This is a genomic window from Aeromonas sp. 30P (assembly GCF_051919805.1).
Lineage (GTDB): Bacteria > Pseudomonadota > Gammaproteobacteria > Enterobacterales > Aeromonadaceae > Aeromonas > Aeromonas veronii.
The window spans coordinates 3,729,135-3,746,906 of the sequence record NZ_JBQBEA010000001.1 but is presented as its reverse complement, the minus strand read 5'-3'; the positions used below and the strand labels follow the sequence as shown (position 1 = coordinate 3,746,906).

The following is a 17,772-nucleotide window of genomic DNA, read 5'->3' as shown; positions in this document are numbered from 1 at the left end:
TGGGTCGATTGATAAGAGGCGGGAGCCGTCATGGTAGAGATCATCAGGGGCGCGTTGGGCACAAAAGAGGGGGGCAGTTTACCACAGGGGTTGTGGCAGACTGAACAGATCCGCGCACTGGAGCTCAACTGGGCCGCGCGTGAGGGGCAACCTCTCTATGCCCTGATGGAGCGAGCCGGTGCCGCGCTCCGCACCTATGCCACTCTGCATTGGCCCGACAGTCGCTGCTGGTGGATTTTCGTCGGCCCCGGTAATAACGGCGGTGATGGCTATGTGCTGGCCCGCCTTGCCCGCCAGATTGGCATCGAGGTGGTGGTGATTGCCGCCAGAGCACCTGACCAGTTGAAGGGGGATGCCAGACGGGCCGCCGATGAGTGGCTGGCGACCGGTGGCCGGGTCTGGCTGGCCGAACAGTTTTATGGGGACCAGCACTCCACCCCGGAGCTGGTGGTCGATGCCCTGCTTGGCACCGGCGTCAACACGTCCCTCTCGCCACTACTGACAAAGATCGTCGCAACAATCAATGGCTTGGCTGTGCCCGTGCTGGCGGTGGATCTCCCCTCCGGCCTCAACGGCGATACCGGCCGTGCCATGGGGGCCGTGGTGCAGGCCACTCGCACCCTCACCTTTATCGGTATCAAGCAGGGGATGCTCACCGGCGACGGGGTGGATTGTGTCGGCCAGCTCGACTGTGATCCCCTTGGCGTGACGCCAGATGATGCTATTTCGCCCGCCGCCTGGCGTATCGATTATCCGCAGCTCTGCACGCAGCTGACCCCGCGCCCGCGCGCTTCCCACAAGGGCTCTTATGGCAAGGTACTGCTGGTGGGGGGCAATCGCGGCATGCAGGGGGCCATCGTGCTGGCGGCCCGCGCCTGCCTGCGGGCGGGGGCCGGGCTGGTGCGGGTATGTCAGCATCCGGAACATCCGCCGGTCAGCCTCTATCAACCCGAACTGATGAGTCTCACTACCGCAGATGACGAGGGGTGGGCGTCGGTGCGGGTCATTGGCCCCGGGCTCGGTCAGGATGAGTGGGGAAGAGCGCAAATCGCTCGTTATCTCACCGATCGGCTGCCACTGGTTTTGGACGCCGATGGATTGAATTGGCTGGCGCAATCTCCCCGCCATCAGGATAATTGGGTGCTCACGCCCCATCCCGGCGAAGCGGCGCGCCTGCTGGGATGCACCATTGCCGAGATTGAAACAGACCGGTTTGCCGCCGTGCAGGCGCTGCAGCGGCGTTATGGCGGTGTGGTGTTGTTAAAAGGGGCGGGAACACTTATTTATGACGGCGAGCGGGTCGCTCTCTGTTGTGAAGGCAATCCCGGCATGGCAAGTGGCGGGATGGGCGATCTGTTATCTGGTATAATCGCCGCCCTTTTGGCCCAGGGCTGGTCTGCCACCATGGCAAGCTGGCTGGGCGCAGTGATCCACGGCGAGGCTGCAGATCAGGCCGCCGCTGACGGCGAGCGGGGCATGCTGGCGTCAGACTTGCTGCCGCTGATCCGCAAACTGGTTAATCCCGACACCATTACAAGTTAAAAAGAAGAACATGGCAAAACAGTTGATGATGACACTGCCGGACGAGGCAGCAACCGTGGCACTGGGTGGCCGTCTGGCACAGGCTTGCCAGCAGGCGACCACAGTGTTTTTGCATGGCACGCTTGGCGCCGGTAAAACCACCCTGACCCGCGGCTGGGTGCAGGGCCTTGGCCATCAGGGCAAGGTAAAAAGCCCGACTTACACCTTGGTCGAACCCTATGAGCTCGATGGCTGGCAGGTCTACCATTTTGATCTCTATCGCCTTGCAGATCCGGAAGAGCTGGAATTCATGGGCATTCGGGACTATTTTGCCGCCAACACTCTCTGTCTGGTGGAGTGGTCCGAGAAGGGCGAGGGCTGGTTACCGGCTCCCGACCTGGAAATTACCCTCACTTATGTAGGCGAGCAGCGCGAGGTTCTGATAGAGGCCCGCACTGCTATTGGCGAAGCCATTCTGGAACGGTTGTCATCTACGTGCGCTTGATCCTTGTTATTGCTCTCTCTTTGATGGCGTTACCCTCCTGGGCGAATCAGCTCAAGAGCGTACGAATCTGGCCATCACCGGATAACACCCGGGTGGTGCTCGATATGAGCAGCGCCCCCAACTTCAACTATTTCACCCTCACCGGCCCGGATCGGCTGGTGATCGATCTGAAAGGGGCGAGCAACGCCGCCAATCTGGCGCGGATCGAGAACAACAGCGAACTGGTGCGCAAGATCCGCCAGAGTACTCCGCTGGAGAAGGGCGGTCTGCGGCTAGTGATGGATCTAAGCTCCGCCATCAAGCCGGTGGTCTTTCCGTTGGCGCCAGCCGGGCCCTATGGCCACCGTCTGGTCATCGACCTTCCCTATGAAGAGAAGCGCTCGGCGGCAGCAGTGCAATCCACGCCTGTCGGTGGCAAGGGCAAGGGGGTGGTGATTGCCATCGACCCGGGCCACGGCGGGGAAGACCCAGGCTCCATCGGCCCGCGTCGTACCTACGAGAAGCGGGTCACGCTGGCGGTCTCCCAGAAGCTGGCTGCACTGATCGACCGTGAACCGGGGATGCGCGCCGTGATGACCCGTCGTGGCGATTACTTCGTCGATCTCAACAAGCGCTCCGAGATCGCCCGCAAGGCCAAGGCGGATCTGCTGGTCTCTATCCATGCAGACAGTTTTCATAACTCGACTCCGCGTGGTGCCTCGGTCTGGGTCTTGTCGACCAACCGTGCCAACCGCGAGATGGGTAGCTGGCTGGAGAAGCAAGAGAAGCAGGGCGAGCTGCTGGGTGGTGTCGGCAAGGTGTTGGCGGAATCCGATCCCAACCCCTATCTGGCACAGACCTTCCTCGACCTCTCCATGGACAAGTCCCGTGCCGAAGGGTATGACGTCAGCCGCCAGATCCTGCGCTCCATGGGCAAGGTTGCCCGACTGCATAAGAAGGCGCCGGAGCACGCCAGTCTGGCTGTGCTGAAGGCGCCGGATATTCCATCCGTGCTGGTGGAAACAGGCTTTATCTCCAACCATGCGGAAGAGAAGCTGCTGGCTACCGCCAGCTATCAGGACCAGCTGGCCCGCGCCATCTTCGAGGGGATCCGCAACTACTACCGCGCCCACCCGACCAAGGGGGCCATGCTGACCGGCAAGGGGCAGGTGAGCCAACCTGTCGCGACCACTCGCCCTGCACCGGTAGCCCGGCAGCCGGTGAGCCAGCCCAGGCAGACACAGTCGCAGCCGGTGGTGACCAACAAGATGCCCGCCACCGCCCGCGACGGCGGTGCTGGGAGCGGCTCTGGCGCCGGGGTGATCAAGCCTTACTCGGCGGCAGCGCAAGAGAGCGGTGCACCGGTCAGCAGTGTGGGGGACTATGACAAATCGCGGATGCTCCGCCATGTGGTCAAACGGGGCGAGAGCCTCTCTCGCCTTGCCGAGAAGCATGGAGTGAGTCAGTCCACTCTGGTGGAGATCAACCAGCTGCGCAGCCGGGATATTCAGATCGGTCAGACTATCTATATCCCTCAGCAGGGGCAGAGCCGAGCTACCGCCCCCGTTCGCAGTGACGACAAGTCGCAGATGATCCGCCATGTGGTCAAGCGGGGCGAGAGCCTCTCTCGCCTTGCCGAGAAACATGGGGTGAGTCAGGCACGGCTGGTAGAGATCAACAAGCTCAAGTCGCGGAATATTCAGGTAGGGCAGGTGCTCTACATTCCGCAAAACTGACGCTCGGGAGCGGGTGATGCCGCTCCCGCTGTTAGCGAATACCATCAGCAAGATTGAAATTCAGGAGCAAGTGATGCCGATCCGTATATTGCCCCCTATCCTTGCCAACCAGATTCCGGTTGGTGGAGAGGTGGTGGAGCGGCTCTCTATCCGCAAGATTGAAATTCAGGAGTAAGTGATGCCGATCCGTATATTGCCCCCTATCCTGGCCAACCAGATTCCGGTTGGTGGAGAGGTGGTGGAACGGCTCTCTATCCGCAAGATTGAAATTCAGGAGTAAGTGATGCCGATCCGTATATTGCCCCCTATCTTGGCCAACCAGATTCCGGTTGGTGGAGAGGTGGTGGAACGGCTCTCTATCCGCAAGATTGAAATTCAGGAGTAAATGATGCCGATCCGTATTTTGCCACCCATTCTGGCCAACCAGATTGCAGCCGGAGAGGTGGTGGAGCGGCCCTCTTCTGTGGTGAAAGAGCTGGTGGAGAACAGCCTGGATGCGGGGGCCGACCGGGTCGAGATCGACATCGACAAGGGGGGCGCCAAGCTGATCCGCATCCGTGACAACGGCTGTGGCGTCGCCAAAGATGAGTTGGTGCTGGCGCTGTCGCGTCATGCGACCTCCAAGGTGGCCACGCTGGATGATCTGGAAGGGATCAACAGCCTCGGTTTTCGTGGCGAGGCGCTCGCTTCCATCAGCTCGGTCTCCCGTCTCACCTTCACCTCCCGTACCGCCGAGCAGTCCGAAGCCTGGCAAGCCCAGGCGGAAGGGCGGGAGATGAGCGTCACCATCAAGCCGGCGGCCCATCCTGTGGGCACCACAGTGGAGGTGGTGGATCTCTTCTTCAATACCCCGGCGCGGCGCAAGTTCATGCGCAGTGAAAAGACCGAGTTTGCCCATATCGACGAGCTGGTGCGCCGCATCGCGCTCTCCCGCTTCGATGCCACCCTGATCCTGCGCCACAATGGCAAGGTGGTGCGCCAGTACAAGGCCGCCAATACCGTGCCGGAGCAGGAGCGACGTCTCGCCGCCGTTTGCGGCACCCCCTTCATGCACCATGCGCTGGCGGTGGAGAGCGAGCATAGCGACGTGCGGCTGTGGGGCTGGCTGGCGACTCCGGAGGGGGCAAGACCGCAAAACGATCTGCAATACACCTATGTCAACGGCCGGATGATGCGCGACAAGCTCATCAACCACGCCATTCGTCAGGCCTATGACGAGTTGCTGCCTCCCGACCGCTTCGCCGCTTATGTGCTCTATATCGAGCTGGATCCCCGTCAGGTGGATGTCAACGTCCACCCGGCCAAGCATGAGGTGCGCTTCCATCAGGCGCGGTTGATCCACGACTTTATCTTTCAGGCATTGTTTACCGCGCTGCGCCGCGAAGGAGTCAGCGCCGCTCATCAGGACGCGCCGCTGGCCGAAACCCTGGTCGAGTTGCCGGTCAGTCCGCAGATTGAATATCCCGGTCAGGCGCCACGCCCGGAGTGGTACGGTGCCGAGCACAGCTACCGGGCACCTGCACAGGTGCGGGAAGGGAACGGTGGTGGTGCAGGTCGAGCCAGCAATTATCAACCACCTGAGCCGCCGAGTCGGGAGGCGATGCGCGGCATGGGCGCTCTGCTCACTACGCTGCCTATCGCAACTGAGGCTGCTCCTGTGCAGCCCACCGATACAGTGCCGTCACCCAAACAGGGGGGATGTCGTGCCCTGACACTGGTGGAGCAGGCCTACCTGTTGATCGAGTGGGATAAGCAGCTGGCCCTGCTTTCGCTGGTACGCGCCGAGCGGGTGCTGCTACGCCACTGGCTGCTGGAGACCTGGGGCCAGGGACTGGCGGCCCAGCCGCTGTTGCTGCCGGTCTCCTTCAAATTGCCGAAGAATTTGATCGCGCTGGTGACCGAGCAGGAACGTTTGCTGAAACGGATGGGGCTGGAGTTGAAAAGCGGGGGGCGCGACACCATGATCCTGACTCGGGTGCCGGCTCTGCTGCGCCAGACCGATCTGGTGCGTCTGTTACCCGAATTGCTGCAAATTATCGAGGGCGGATCTGACAGTGATGCTGGTCAGCAGGCTGAAGTATTATGCCAATGGCTGGTGGAGCAGGGGATAAGCCGCGAGAAGATATACGATTTTTCAACTGCCAGTCGTCTGCTGACGGAACTTGTGACCGATTTCAGTGACCAACTGGCAGACATTCGCATGGTGCGCCCCCTTTCGCTGGCGACCGTGCTGGAGGAGTTTGAACATGGCGAGTGACTTGCCGACCGCAATTTTTCTGATGGGGCCGACGGCCTCCGGCAAGACGGATCTCGCCATTGAACTGTGCCAGGCGCTGCCCTGCGACATCATCAGCGTCGATTCTGCGCTGATCTATCGCGGCATGGATATCGGTACGGCCAAGCCGACTGCCGATGAGCTGGCGCGGGCCCCGCACCGGCTGATCGATATTCTTGATCCTGCTGTGAGCTATTCGGCAGCCGATTTTTGCAAGGATGCCCTGCGGGAGATGAAAGAGATCGCCGACCGTGGCCGCATTCCGCTGCTGGTAGGCGGCACCATGCTCTATTTCAAGGCGCTGCTGGAGGGATTGTCCCCGCTGCCCTCCGCCGATCCCGCCATTCGAGCCGGGATTGAGGAAGAGGCTGCCCGCCTCGGTTGGCAGGCGCTGCACGATGAGCTGGTACGCATCGACCCGGTGGCAGGAGCGCGAATTCACCCCAATGACCCGCAGCGACTCTCTCGGGCGCTGGAGGTCTACCGCATCAGCGGCAAGACCCTTACCGAGCTGACGCAGGTGCAGGGGGAGGGCTTGCCCTATCGGGTGCTGCAGTTTGCCATCGCCCCGAGCGATCGCGCCGTGCTGCATCAGCGGATCGAACAGCGCTTTGACAAGATGCTGCAAGGTGGCTTTGAACAGGAGGTTCGTGCGCTGATGGCGCGCGGCGATCTGACCCCGGATCTCCCCTCCATTCGCTGTGTGGGTTATCGCCAAATGTGGGACTACCTGTGCGATGAAGTGGGGTATGATGAGATGCGTTATCGTGGCATTGTTGCCACACGCCAATTGGCAAAACGACAGATGACCTGGTTGCGCGGCTGGCCCGACGTGACCTGGTTGGAATCTGGTGAGTCTGGCAATCTCGACCGCGTGCTTGCTCGCGCTGGTGCGGCTTGACACTCCCTGTATAATCAGGTTGTTATATTGATATTCGGTGTTTAAAAACAACAAACTATAAGGAAAAGAAAAATGGCTAAGGGGCAATCTCTCCAAGACCCGTTTTTGAATGCGCTGCGCCGTGAGCGGATTCCTGTTTCTATCTATTTGGTGAACGGCATCAAACTGCAAGGTCAGATCGAGTCTTTTGACCAGTTTGTTATCCTGCTGAAAAACACCGTGAGCCAGATGGTTTACAAGCACGCCATCTCGACTGTCGTACCGGCCCGTGCCGTCAATCATCACCAGCCCACTCCGGGTGGCGCGGCTGATGAACAGGGTGATGCCGAGGCGTGATATCCCTGGGCGAGTCGACTCGCCAACTCAGATTCATCATGATTCCTGTTAAGGAGCAAGCGCTTGTTTGACCGTTATGAAGCTGGCGAACAGGCCGTTCTGGTGCATGTCAACTTCAGTGATGAGGGTGAGCGGGAGGATCTGGAAGAGCTCAAGATGTTGGTGAGCTCGGCCGGAGTCAATGCGCTGGGGGTAATTACCACCAGTCGCAGTGCGCCCAGTGCCAAATTTTTTGTCGGCAGTGGCAAGGCTGAAGAGATCGCGTCCCAAGTCCAGATGCTGGATGCCGACGTCGTCATCTTCAACCATGCCCTGACCCCTGCCCAGGAGCGCAACCTGGAGCGTCTGTTCCAGTGCCGGGTGGTGGACCGAACCGGCCTGATCCTCGATATCTTTGCCCAGCGCGCCCGTACCCACGAAGGTAAACTGCAGGTCGAACTGGCCCAGTTGCGCCATCTTTCCACTCGTCTGGTGCGAGGCTGGACCCACCTTGAACGTCAAAAGGGCGGGATCGGTCTGCGTGGCCCGGGTGAAACCCAGCTTGAAACTGACCGACGTCTGCTGCGGGAACGCATCAAGGCGATTTTGCGTCGGCTCGACAAGGTGGCCAAGCAGCGGGAGCAGGGACGCCGCGCCCGCAATCGCAACGAAGTGCCGACGGTGTCACTGGTTGGTTACACCAACGCCGGAAAGTCCACTTTGTTCAACCAACTTACAGCTGCCAGCGTGTATGCTGCCGACCAATTGTTCGCAACTCTGGATCCCACCCTGCGTAAACTGGTGATCCGGGATGTGGGTGATGTGATTTTGGCGGATACAGTTGGATTTATTCGACACTTGCCCCATGATCTGGTCGCGGCCTTCAAGGCGACCCTGCAGGAGACCCGTGAAGCGGATCTGCTGCTGCATGTGGTGGACTGTGCCGATGAGCAGATGCAGGAGAATATCGACTCCGTGCAGCAGGTGCTCGCCGAGATCGAAGCCGATGACAGGCCCCAGCTGATGATCTGCAACAAGATCGACAAGCTGGCGGATCGTCCGGCAGGTCTGGAGCGAGATGACGAGGGGCGCCCGTTGCGCGTCTGGTTGTCGGCCCAGACCGGTGAAGGTTGTGAGCATCTGTTTACGGCGCTGACCGAATTGCTGGCTGGCTCCATGGTGCATCACACCCTGCAGTTGCCTCCTTCTGCCGCGAGATTGCGCAGTGCGCTCTATCAGCTGAAAGGGATTGAGCAGGAAGGTTTTAGCGAGGAGGGTGATTTCGTGCTGGAAGTCCGCTTGCAAGTGGCCGACTGGAACCGCCTCGTGAAACAGGAAGGTGAGAGTTTACAACGCTTTATCAGGCATTGATTCGTTGATGAAGGTGAACCCTTAGGGGCTTCGCAACGTATGATGGCCCGATAGAGATGATATCCATCCGCATGTATTAATGGAGACGCTGATGGCTTGGAATGAGCCTGGTAACAACGGCAAAGACCGTGACCCTTGGGGGAATAACGGCAAGAATCAGGGACCCCCTGATCTGGATGAAATGCTGCGCAAAGTGAGTCGCCGTTTCGGTGGCTTGTTTGGTGGCGGCAAATCTGGCGGCGATGTAGGTCGCTTTGGTATCTCCATCGCGCTGGTTGTGGCTGTGGTGGTGTGGGTCGTCAGCGGCTTCTACACCATTCGCGAAGCGGAGCGTGGTGCCGTGCTGCGGTTTGGCAAGTTTTCCCATATTGTCGAGCCGGGCCTGCGCTGGAAGCCGACCTTTATCGATCAGGTGATCCCGGTGGACGTCGAGTCTGTGCGCTCCCTGCCTGCCTCCGGTTTCATGCTGACTCAGGATGAGAACGTGGTACGGGTCGAGATGGACGTGCAGTACCGTGTGGTCAATCCCGAGCAGTATCTGTTCAGCGTGACCAATGCCGACGAGAGTCTGGGTCAGGCCACCGATAGCGCCCTGCGCTACGTGGTGGGTCATACCCGGATGGATGACGTCCTGACTACCGGTCGTGAGAAGGTGCGTCAGGAGACCTGGCAGGTGATCGATGGCATCATCGAGCCTTACCAGATGGGTCTGCAGATCGTCGACGTCAACTTCCTGCCGGCGCGTCCGCCGGAAGAGGTGAAAGACGCGTTTGATGACGCCATCTCCGCTCAGGAAGATGAACAGCGTTTCATTCGTGAAGCAGAAGCCTATGCCCGTGAAGTGGAGCCCAAGGCCCGTGGCCAGGTGAAGCGTCTGGAGCAGGAAGCGGAAGCTTACAAGTCCCAGATCGTGTTGAAAGCCCAGGGTGAAGTTGCTCGCTTCAACGAGCTGCTGCCCCAGTATCTGGCTGCCCCCGAGCTGACCCGTGAGCGTATCTATCTGGAAACCATGGAAGAGCTCTATCAGCAGGCCAACAAGGTGGTGGTCGACATGCCGGCTGGCAACAACAGCATGATCTACCTGCCGCTCGACAAGCTGTCTGGCAAGCCGAAAGCAGCCCAGTCTGATCGTGCCACTGTCGCCCCGGTCACAGAGCAGGTCCCCGTTTCCAACGAGGGTGCCAACTCTACGCCGACAATGCCGCTGCGTAGCGGTGACCGCTTCAGCTCAGGGAGAAACTGATAGATGAAAAAGCTAGCTATTGGTGCAATCGCTGTCGCGGCCATGGTCTGCTTCTCCTCTGTCTTTATCGTTGATGAAGGTCAGAAGGGGATTGTGGTGCAGTTTGGCAAGGTGAAGCGGGTTGACTCCGGTGAACCCCGCCTCTATGAGCCGGGCCTGCACTTCAAGGTGCCGCTCATCGACCAGGTTCGCAAGATGGATGCCCGCATCCAGACCATTGACAGCCAGGCCGACCGTTTTGTCACCTCCGAGAAGAAAGACCTGATCATCGACTCCTACGTGAAGTGGAAGATCGAGGACTTCTCCAAGTACTACCTGGCAACCGGTGGTGGCAACAAGCTGCAGGCTGAAGATCTGCTCAAGCGCAAGATCAACAACGGTCTGCGTTCCGAGATCGGTAACCGCACCATCAAGGATATCGTCTCCGGTGAGCGCAGTACCGTGATGGAAGATGCCCTGAAGAAGATGGCGCGCTCCTCCGAGCTCGGTATCAAGGTGGTGGATGTGCGGATCAAGCAGATCAACCTGCCGGTGGAAGTCTCCAACTCCATCTACCAACGGATGCGTGCCGAACGTACCGCAGTCGCCCGTGAGCACCGCTCTCAGGGTCGCGAGAAGGCTGAAATCCTGCGTGCCGATATCGACCGCAAGGTAACCGTCATGATCGCCGACGCCGAGAGTAACGCTCGCCAACTGCGTGGTGAAGGGGATGCGGAAGCCGCCAAGATCTATGCCGACAGCTACAAGAAAGACCCCGAGTTTTTCAGCTTCGTGCGTAGCATGGAGGCCTATCGCAAGAGCTTCGCCGGTGGTAACGACCTGATGGTGTTGAAGCCGGACAGCGAGTTCTTCCGTTACCTCAAGTCTCCTCACGGCACCAAGCAGTAATCGCCACGAGGTCACATTCAAAGGGTCTGCATTGTCAGACCCTTTTTGTTTTTGGTGCCAATGCCAGCCGTTGACCCGAGGGGCTGGTTGCATTGAAGGAGATCGGATGCTGACATCCATGCTGATGGGGTTGGGATTGCTGCTGTTGTTCGAGGGGCTAGGCCCGTTGTTGATGCCCAGGGCATGGCAGCAGATGTTGCGGCTGCTTAGCGATCAGCCTGCGGAGCAGTTGCGCCGTATCGGCGGCTCGCTAGTGGTGGCAGGTAGCGTGATCCTCTGGATGCTGAGTCGCTGAGTCTGGCGCAATACACTGTCCAGCAGATAGCAGACAATAAAAAAGAGGCCGAAGGCCTCTTTTTTCATCCATGTCGTTTACTCAGGCACTGCGCTGCACGGCCATGTGGGCCAGTGTTTCCAGCGCCTGTTTGTGCGGGGTGTCAGGCAGGATAGCGAGGGCGGCAATGGCCTTGTCGGCCTCTTCCCTGGCACGCATGCGGGAGTACTCCAGCGCGCCAGTGCGGTCGAGAATGCCGAGGATCTGCTCAAGATGCTCCATGCCGTTGCGGTGCTCGATGGCATCGCGCACCAGCTGGCGCTCTTCCGGCGTACCCACTTCCATGGCGCGCAGCAGCGGCAGGGTCGGTTTGCCTTCGGCCAGATCGTCGCCGACGTTCTTGCCCATCTCTTCGCTCTGGGAGCAGTAGTCCATCACGTCATCGATGATCTGGAACGCGGTGCCCAGATACTTGCCGTAATCGGTCATGGCCTGTTCGACGGGCTCGGGCTGATGGGTCAGCACGGCGGCGAGCCGGGTAGCGGCCTCGAACAGTTTGGCGGTCTTGCAGTAGATGACCGTCATGTAGCTCTCTTCGGTGGTATCCGGGTCGTTGCAGTTCATCAGCTGCAACACTTCCCCTTCGGCGATGGTGTTGGTGGCATCCGAGAGGATCTCCATCACCCGCAGGTTGGAGAGTTCGGCCATCATCTGGAAGGAGCGGCTATAAAGGTAGTCACCGACCAGTACGCTGGCGGCATTGCCAAACATGGCGTTGGCGGTCTCCCGGCCACGGCGCAGGTCGGATTCGTCGACCACGTCGTCATGCAGCAGGGTAGAGGTGTGAATGAATTCGATGATGGCGGCCAGTTTCAGGTGATCCTCACCCTCATAGCCCAGCGCACGCGCAGCCATCACGGTCAGCATGGGGCGCATCCGTTTCCCGCCGGCGCTGACAATGTAGAAACCCAGCTGATTAATCAGACTAACGTCGGACTGGAGTCGGGCCAGGATCAGTTCATTGACCGCCGTCATGTCGGCGGCACAGAGCGCACGGATAGTCTGTTGGTCCATAAGTCTCGTAACGTGACAGCAGCAATAACTGCGATTTTAGTAATGGCAGGGATTCTACACGATTTCACAATGGGTTACAGTTAGGCGTTTATCCACGGCGGCAGATATGCGCACAAAATAAACTTTTTGCTAAATTGGCCTTGCCTGAGCAGATCGATTTGCGTAGAATGCCCGCCCATTGTTATAGGTTTTTGCGCATGTCTAGCCTTGAGCAAAAGACATGCCTTTACGGAGTTAATCAAATGTACGCGGTATTCCAAAGCGGCGGAAAACAACACCGTGTGGCCGAAGGTCAAATCGTTCGTCTGGAAAAGCTGAACGTTGAGACTGGCGCTACCATCGACTTCAACGAAGTTCTGATGGTTGCTGCAGGCGACACTTTTAAAGTAGGTGCTCCTTTCGTTGAAGGTGGCAAGGTTGTAGCTGAAGTTGTGGCTCACGGCCGTGGCGAGAAAGTGACTATCGTCAAGTTCCGTCGTCGTAAGCACCATCGTAAGCAAGCGGGCCACCGTCAGTGGTTCACTGAAGTCAAAATCACTGGCATCAGCGCTTAATTAGAGGAGTCCGATAAATGGCACACAAAAAAGCTGGCGGTTCATCCCGCAACGGTCGCGATTCTGAAGCTAAACGCCTGGGCGTGAAGCGTTTCGGCGGCGAAACAGTTCTGGCTGGCAGCATCATCGTTCGTCAACGTGGTACTAAGTTCCACGCTGGCACCAACGTTGGTCTGGGCAAGGATCACACCCTGTTCGCTACCGCGACTGGTAAAATCCTGTTCGAAGTTAAAGGTCCGCTGAATCGTAAGTACGTTAGCATCGTTGCTGAGTAATTACGGACCGCAAGGATCCGAAGCCCCGCCAACAGGCGGGGCTTTTGTTTTTCTGACGTCTTTCTGATGTCGTTGACGAAAAAACGGAACGCAGCTGACTTTGGCTCTGAGGGGCATGATTGGCAAGATGCGTATCGCCCGCAGGGGTCTGTACCACTATAATTGCGTATCGGTTTTTCGAATTAAGGTGACGGTTACCTATGAAGTTTGTTGATGAAGTCCAGATTCGAGTCGATGCCGGTGACGGTGGTAACGGTTGTGTAAGCTTTCGCCGTGAAAAATATATTCCCAACGGTGGTCCGGATGGCGGTGACGGCGGTGACGGTGGCGACGTATATCTGATCGCCGACGAGAACCTAAATACCCTGATCGACTACCGTTTCGAACGTTTCCATGCTGCCGAGCGCGGTGAGAATGGCCAGAGCGCCAACTGTACCGGTCGCCGCGGCAAGGACAAGATCCTGCGCGTGCCGGTCGGTACCCGAGCGACCGATGAAGATACCGGTGAACTGCTGGGGGATCTGACCCACCACGAGCAGAAGCTGCTGGTTGCCAAAGGTGGTTTCCATGGTCTGGGTAACACCCGCTTCAAGAGCTCCGTCAACCGTGCTCCCCGCCAGAAGAGTAATGGTACTCCGGGTGAAGTGCGTACTCTGAAGCTGGAGCTGCTGCTGCTGGCCGATGTCGGCATGCTGGGTCTGCCCAACGCAGGCAAGTCTACCTTTATTCGCGCCGTTTCTGCGGCTCGCCCGAAAGTAGCTGATTACCCCTTCACTACCCTGGTACCGAACTTGGGTGTGGTGCGTGGCGAGAACTCCCGCTCCTTCGTGATCGCCGATATCCCGGGTCTGATCGAAGGCGCAGCCGAAGGCGCAGGCTTGGGTATCCGCTTCCTGAAACACCTCGAGCGTTGCCGCGTGCTGATCCACCTGGTGGATATCTGCCCGGTTGATGGCTCCGATCCTGCTGAAAATGCCGTGACCATCGTCAAGGAGCTGGAGAAGTACAGCCCTGAACTGGCTGGCAAGCCGCGCTGGTTGGTGTTCAACAAGATGGATCTGATCCTGGAGGAAGAAGCCCAGGAGGTGATGGATCGCGTCAAGGCGGCCCTGAACCACGAAGGTCCGGTCTATGCCATCACTGCCATCAGCAAGGAAGGCACCAAGAAGGTCTGCTACGACATTCTGGATCTGCTGGATACCATGCCCCGTCAGCTGGCGGAAGATGCCAAAGACGCCATCGAGAAGGTGGAGTTCAAGTGGGACGACTACCACAAGAACCAGTTGGCCAAGGCTGAAGCGGAAGCACTGGCTGCCTCTCTTGCCTTCGATGAAGGGCTTGATGATGACGATTGGGATGACGACGAAGATGATGGCGTTGAAGTCATCTACGTCCGTGACTGATCCCCGTCACTCTCATTGAAAACCGGAGCCTGAACAGGCTCCGGTTTTTTTATGTCTATCGAGCAGCAACTCATTAGGTATATTTGTGATGTCACTTATTGCCTGCTACTGATAACCGATTATACTGCCCACCAAAATTAACAATAACGAAACAATCATCTGGCGATGTCGATTGAATCGATATGCGCCGCTGTATCTTATTGTTTTAATGGAAGGTTTGCCCGTGGAGATATTTATGCGCAAATTTCTGCCTTAAGGGCTTGTTTGTGCATTTTTTTAGAGTATTCTTGCGCCCGTTTTGCCGGTTAATGCATGAATACGCAGGTTGGCCGGGCTAGGGAAAAGTAACATTAGGGCAGTCATATCATGTTGGAAAAGAGTCTCGAAGCACCTGCGGTCAATACTCGCCGTAACTTGTTGATGTTTCTGGTTCCGTCACTTATCGGGATCCTGCTGTTCATGACGCCGGTCGTCTATGACGGTAACGTCACCATCCCGGTGGCCGTGCTGGCCAAGCTGGTACAGCGCGTTTTTGCCGATTATCTGGTCGCCATGGTCAGTGCGGTGATCACCACCACCATGCTGATGACGCTGATTGCCTGGCTGTTCAAGCCAGCGATTCTGGTGCGTCGTCCTTTCCTCAACAGCTTGTTTAATGTCTCCCCTTTCTGGGCCTGCGTGCGGGTATTGGGCGGTATCTTCGTGTTGCTGACCTTCTTCCAGGTGGGGCCAGAGGTGCTTTACTCCGGCGCAACCGGTGGACTTGTGCTCAACGATCTGCTGCCGGTGCTGTTTTCAGTCTTCATTTTTGCCGGCCTGCTGCTGCCGTTGCTGCTCGATTTCGGGCTGCTGGAATTTGTCGGCACCATGATGACCCGCATCATGCGTCCTGTCTTCCGGTTGCCGGGTCGCTCCGCAGTGGACTGCTTTGCCTCCTGGCTTGGCGATGGCAGCGTCGGCATCCTGCTGACCAGCAAGCAGTACGAAGGGAAGTTCTACACCCAGCGTGAAGCTGCGGTGATTGGCACCACCTTCTCTGCGGTCTCCATCACCTTCTGTCTGGTGGTGATCTCCCAGGTGAAGCTGGAGCACATGTTCGTTCCCTTTTATCTGACCGTCTGTCTGGCGGGGGTGGTCGCCGCCATCGTGGTGCCGCGTCTGCCACCGCTCTGCTGGAAAAAGGACATCTATGCCGATGGCACCCCCCTGTGCCGCAAGCAGGAAGCCGTGCCACACCAGCACAGCGTGATGAGCTATGGTTTCGAGCGTGCCCTGACCAAGGCTGACAGCATGACTGATCTCGGCGCCGTCGCGCGGGAAGGGGTGAAGAATGCACTGGATATGGTGTTTGGCGTGCTGCCGGTGGTGATGGCGATAGGTACCTGTGCCCTGATGCTGGCCGAACATACCCCTATCTTCAACTGGCTTGGCGCCCCGTTCGTCCCCTTGCTGGAGCTGCTGCAACTGCCGGAGGCGGAAGCGGCTTCCAAGACCATCATGGTCGGTTTTGCCGACATGTTCATTCCGGCGGTGCTGGCCTCGACCATCGAGAGCGACATGACCCGCTTCGTGATTGCCGCCATGTCGGTAACCCAGCTGATCTATATGTCGGAAGTGGGCGCCCTGCTGCTGGGCAGCAAGATCCCGGTCAAGCTGTGGGAACTGTTCGTTATCTTCCTGCTGCGTACTTTGGTTACCTTGCCGGTTATTGCCGGGGTGGTACACCTGCTGTTCTAAGGGCGCTGCGCAGTGAAAAACGGTCAACCTCGGTTGACCGTTTTCTTTTTCGCAGTAACGGGAGAGAGTACCCCTTCGGTTGGCTCAGCCTGTAGTGACAGGACACTGGATAGTCAGGGAGTGGACCGTGTTGGCGATGCGATAGGGCTTGGCTGCTTTGTAGACCTTCTTTTCGTCGTCATAGCTTCCCCCCAGATACTGGGTGCTGTAGAGCGTCTGCTGGCGGCGGTCGGTCTCCTTGTAACCTTGCGGGCAGGTCTGGTTGGCCTGCTGGAAGCAGGCTTTCATGCTGCTGCACTCGATGTAGAAGCCACGCAGGCTGGGATCGGCAAGGTGCACCGGGGTGACGGTGGGGGCGGGAGGAGACAACAGGGCGCAACCGGAAAGCGTCAGCGCGCCCAGCAGAACGAGATGTTTTGACATAGATAACCTGAACAGTGTGGTGTGACAAAGAGTGAGGGGGAGTCTGTTGCTCCCCCTTCGCTATAGGGGCACCGTTATAACCAGCCGGGGGCGCTCAGGCCAGCCCGCAAATGTAAGAAAATATGATCCACCCCCGGGCTTGCGCGGCCAGCAGGATGAGCATTCAAACAATAATTGCCTGAGATTTGTTCCGTTCGATTGCTGCCACTTGGCAGGCAGAGTGTGGCAGGAGATAGTGATTCATTCAGGTATCCCGTGCTACATTGCCCCACTTGTTACTGGTCTGTAAATCAATGGAGTGACCCATGTCTGCCATCCCCTATTCCGTGCTCGATCTGGTGCCTGTTGCCGAAGGTTCCGTGCCTGCCGAGTCGTTTCGTCGTTCACGGGATCTTGCCCGCCATGCCGAGGGTTGGGGTTACCAGCGCTACTGGCTGGCCGAACATCACAACATGCCGGGCATTGCCAGTGCCGCCACCTCGGTGCTGATCGGCCATCTGGCCGAAGCCACCACCGCTCTGCGGATCGGCGCGGGTGGCATCATGCTGCCGAACCACTCGCCGCTGGTGATTGCCGAACAGTTTGGCACCTTGGCTTCTCTCTATCCCGACCGCATCGACCTTGGCCTTGGCCGCGCCCCCGGTACCGATCAGCGCACCATGCGGGCGCTACGGCGTATGCGTAGTGGCGAGGTGGATGATTTCCCGGCCGATGTGCGCGAGCTCATGAGCTACTTTGGCGACGAGATCGGCGTGGTGCAGGCGGTGCCCGGTCAGGGATTGCATCTGCCCATCTGGCTGCTGGGCTCCAGCCTCTACAGCGCGCAACTTGCAGCGGCGATGGGCTTGCCGTTCGGTTTTGCTTCCCATTTCGCGCCCGCCATGTTGCTGCAGGCGCTGGAGATCTACCGCAGCCAGTATCGCCCCTCCGCTCGCTGGCCCAAGCCCCATGCGGTGGTCTGCATCAACATGATCGCCGCCGACAGTGAGCGGGAGGCCCGCTTCCAGTTCACTACCGTGCAGCAGCAGTTCTTGCGCCTTCATCGCGGTGATGCGGGCAAGCTGCCCGCGCCGGTCGTCCAGCTTGGTGACGAGTGGGCACCCCGTGAGCTGATGGCGATGGAGCAGACCCTGGCCCGCTCTCTGGTGGGCAACCCGGAGCAGGTTCGTCATGGCCTCAAGGCGCTGCTGGCGGAAACCCGTGCCGATGAGCTGATGTTCAATGGGCCCATCGTCGATCATCAGGCCCGATTGCGCTCCTTTGAAATTGCCGCCGAGCTGATGCAGAGCCTGTAAGCC

18 protein-coding genes are annotated in these 17,772 nt (G+C 58.7%); 16 read left to right on the top strand and 2 right to left on the bottom strand.

The window, feature by feature from the left end; translation table 11 throughout:
* Positions 1-30: 30 nt before the first annotated feature.
* The 11 genes from ACTG2B_RS17415 (at position 31) to ACTG2B_RS17365 (ending at position 11,029) form a co-directional block, all read left to right on the top strand.
* A complete protein-coding gene (locus ACTG2B_RS17415) occupies positions 31-1,542 on the top strand; it encodes an NAD(P)H-hydrate dehydratase (RefSeq protein WP_439996507.1) in 1,512 nt (503 codons plus the stop codon).
* 10 nt (positions 1,543-1,552) lie between these two features.
* A complete protein-coding gene (gene tsaE, locus ACTG2B_RS17410) occupies positions 1,553-2,026 on the top strand; it encodes a tRNA (adenosine(37)-N6)-threonylcarbamoyltransferase complex ATPase subunit type 1 TsaE (protein ID WP_005339056.1) in 474 nt (157 codons plus the stop codon).
* A 23-nt stretch (positions 2,027-2,049) separates the two neighbouring features.
* Positions 2,050-3,741, top strand: coding sequence for an N-acetylmuramoyl-L-alanine amidase (locus ACTG2B_RS17405; protein ID WP_439996506.1), 1,692 nt, complete (start codon positions 2,050-2,052; stop codon positions 3,739-3,741).
* Positions 3,742-3,757: 16 nt separating this feature from the next.
* A complete protein-coding gene (locus ACTG2B_RS17400; RefSeq protein WP_202411275.1) occupies positions 3,758-3,916 on the top strand; it encodes a hypothetical protein in 159 nt (52 codons plus the stop codon).
* 213 nt (positions 3,917-4,129) lie between these two features.
* A complete protein-coding gene (gene mutL / locus ACTG2B_RS17395; RefSeq protein WP_439996505.1) occupies positions 4,130-5,998 on the top strand; it encodes a DNA mismatch repair endonuclease MutL in 1,869 nt (622 codons plus the stop codon).
* Positions 5,988-6,917 carry a tRNA (adenosine(37)-N6)-dimethylallyltransferase MiaA gene (miaA, locus tag ACTG2B_RS17390; protein WP_439996504.1) on the top strand — a complete coding sequence of 310 codons (930 nt, stop codon included), beginning with the start codon at positions 5,988-5,990 and terminating at the stop codon, positions 6,915-6,917. The genes mutL and miaA overlap by 11 nt, the downstream gene beginning before the upstream one ends.
* 72 nt (positions 6,918-6,989) lie before the next feature.
* A complete protein-coding gene (gene hfq, locus ACTG2B_RS17385) occupies positions 6,990-7,253 on the top strand; it encodes an RNA chaperone Hfq (protein WP_005339045.1) in 264 nt (87 codons plus the stop codon).
* 63 nt (positions 7,254-7,316) lie between these two features.
* Positions 7,317-8,603: a ribosome rescue GTPase HflX gene (gene hflX, locus ACTG2B_RS17380; protein WP_005339043.1), complete on the top strand. Its 1,287-nt coding sequence runs from the start codon at positions 7,317-7,319 to the stop codon at positions 8,601-8,603.
* A gap of 91 nt (positions 8,604-8,694) precedes the next feature.
* Positions 8,695-9,846, top strand: coding sequence for an FtsH protease activity modulator HflK (hflK, locus tag ACTG2B_RS17375; protein ID WP_005339041.1), 1,152 nt, complete (start codon positions 8,695-8,697; stop codon positions 9,844-9,846).
* Between the two features lie 3 nt (positions 9,847-9,849).
* A complete protein-coding gene (hflC, locus tag ACTG2B_RS17370) occupies positions 9,850-10,734 on the top strand; it encodes a protease modulator HflC (protein ID WP_005339038.1) in 885 nt (294 codons plus the stop codon).
* 106 nt (positions 10,735-10,840) lie between these two features.
* Positions 10,841-11,029 carry a DUF2065 domain-containing protein gene (locus ACTG2B_RS17365; RefSeq protein ID WP_111900703.1) on the top strand — a complete coding sequence of 63 codons (189 nt, stop codon included), beginning with the start codon at positions 10,841-10,843 and terminating at the stop codon, positions 11,027-11,029.
* An 81-nt stretch (positions 11,030-11,110) separates the two neighbouring features.
* On the opposite strand, the gene ispB is transcribed toward ACTG2B_RS17365, so the two are convergent.
* Complete coding sequence (ispB, locus tag ACTG2B_RS17360) at positions 11,111-12,082, bottom strand: octaprenyl diphosphate synthase (RefSeq protein WP_088870077.1); 972 nt, start codon at positions 12,080-12,082, stop codon at positions 11,111-11,113.
* Between the two features lie 242 nt (positions 12,083-12,324).
* Here ispB and rplU point away from each other — a divergent pair, with 242 nt between their 5' ends.
* The 4 genes from rplU to ACTG2B_RS17340 all read left to right on the top strand — a co-directional run bounded on the left by rplU (position 12,325) and on the right by ACTG2B_RS17340 (position 16,051).
* Positions 12,325-12,636: a 50S ribosomal protein L21 gene (gene rplU, locus ACTG2B_RS17355; RefSeq protein WP_005304210.1), complete on the top strand. Its 312-nt coding sequence runs from the start codon at positions 12,325-12,327 to the stop codon at positions 12,634-12,636.
* 17 nt (positions 12,637-12,653) lie between these two features.
* Positions 12,654-12,911 (top strand): 50S ribosomal protein L27, encoded by a 258-nt coding sequence (gene rpmA / locus ACTG2B_RS17350; protein ID WP_005339028.1) that lies wholly within the window; start codon positions 12,654-12,656, stop codon positions 12,909-12,911.
* 200 nt (positions 12,912-13,111) lie between these two features.
* Entirely contained in the window at positions 13,112-14,314 is a 1,203-nt protein-coding gene (gene cgtA / locus ACTG2B_RS17345; RefSeq protein WP_005339026.1) for an Obg family GTPase CgtA, read from the top strand.
* 366 nt (positions 14,315-14,680) lie between these two features.
* Positions 14,681-16,051 (top strand): YjiH family protein, encoded by a 1,371-nt coding sequence (locus ACTG2B_RS17340; RefSeq protein WP_439996503.1) that lies wholly within the window; start codon positions 14,681-14,683, stop codon positions 16,049-16,051.
* Between the two features lie 84 nt (positions 16,052-16,135).
* On the opposite strand, the gene ACTG2B_RS17335 is transcribed toward ACTG2B_RS17340, so the two are convergent.
* A complete protein-coding gene (locus ACTG2B_RS17335; RefSeq protein ID WP_101531091.1) occupies positions 16,136-16,474 on the bottom strand; it encodes a hypothetical protein in 339 nt (112 codons plus the stop codon).
* 305 nt (positions 16,475-16,779) lie between these two features.
* Here ACTG2B_RS17335 and ACTG2B_RS17330 point away from each other — a divergent pair, with 305 nt between their 5' ends.
* On the top strand, positions 16,780-17,769 hold the full coding sequence (locus ACTG2B_RS17330; protein WP_374810351.1) for a luciferase-like monooxygenase: 990 nt from the start codon (positions 16,780-16,782) through the stop codon (positions 17,767-17,769).
* Positions 17,770-17,772: the final 3 nt, after the last annotated feature.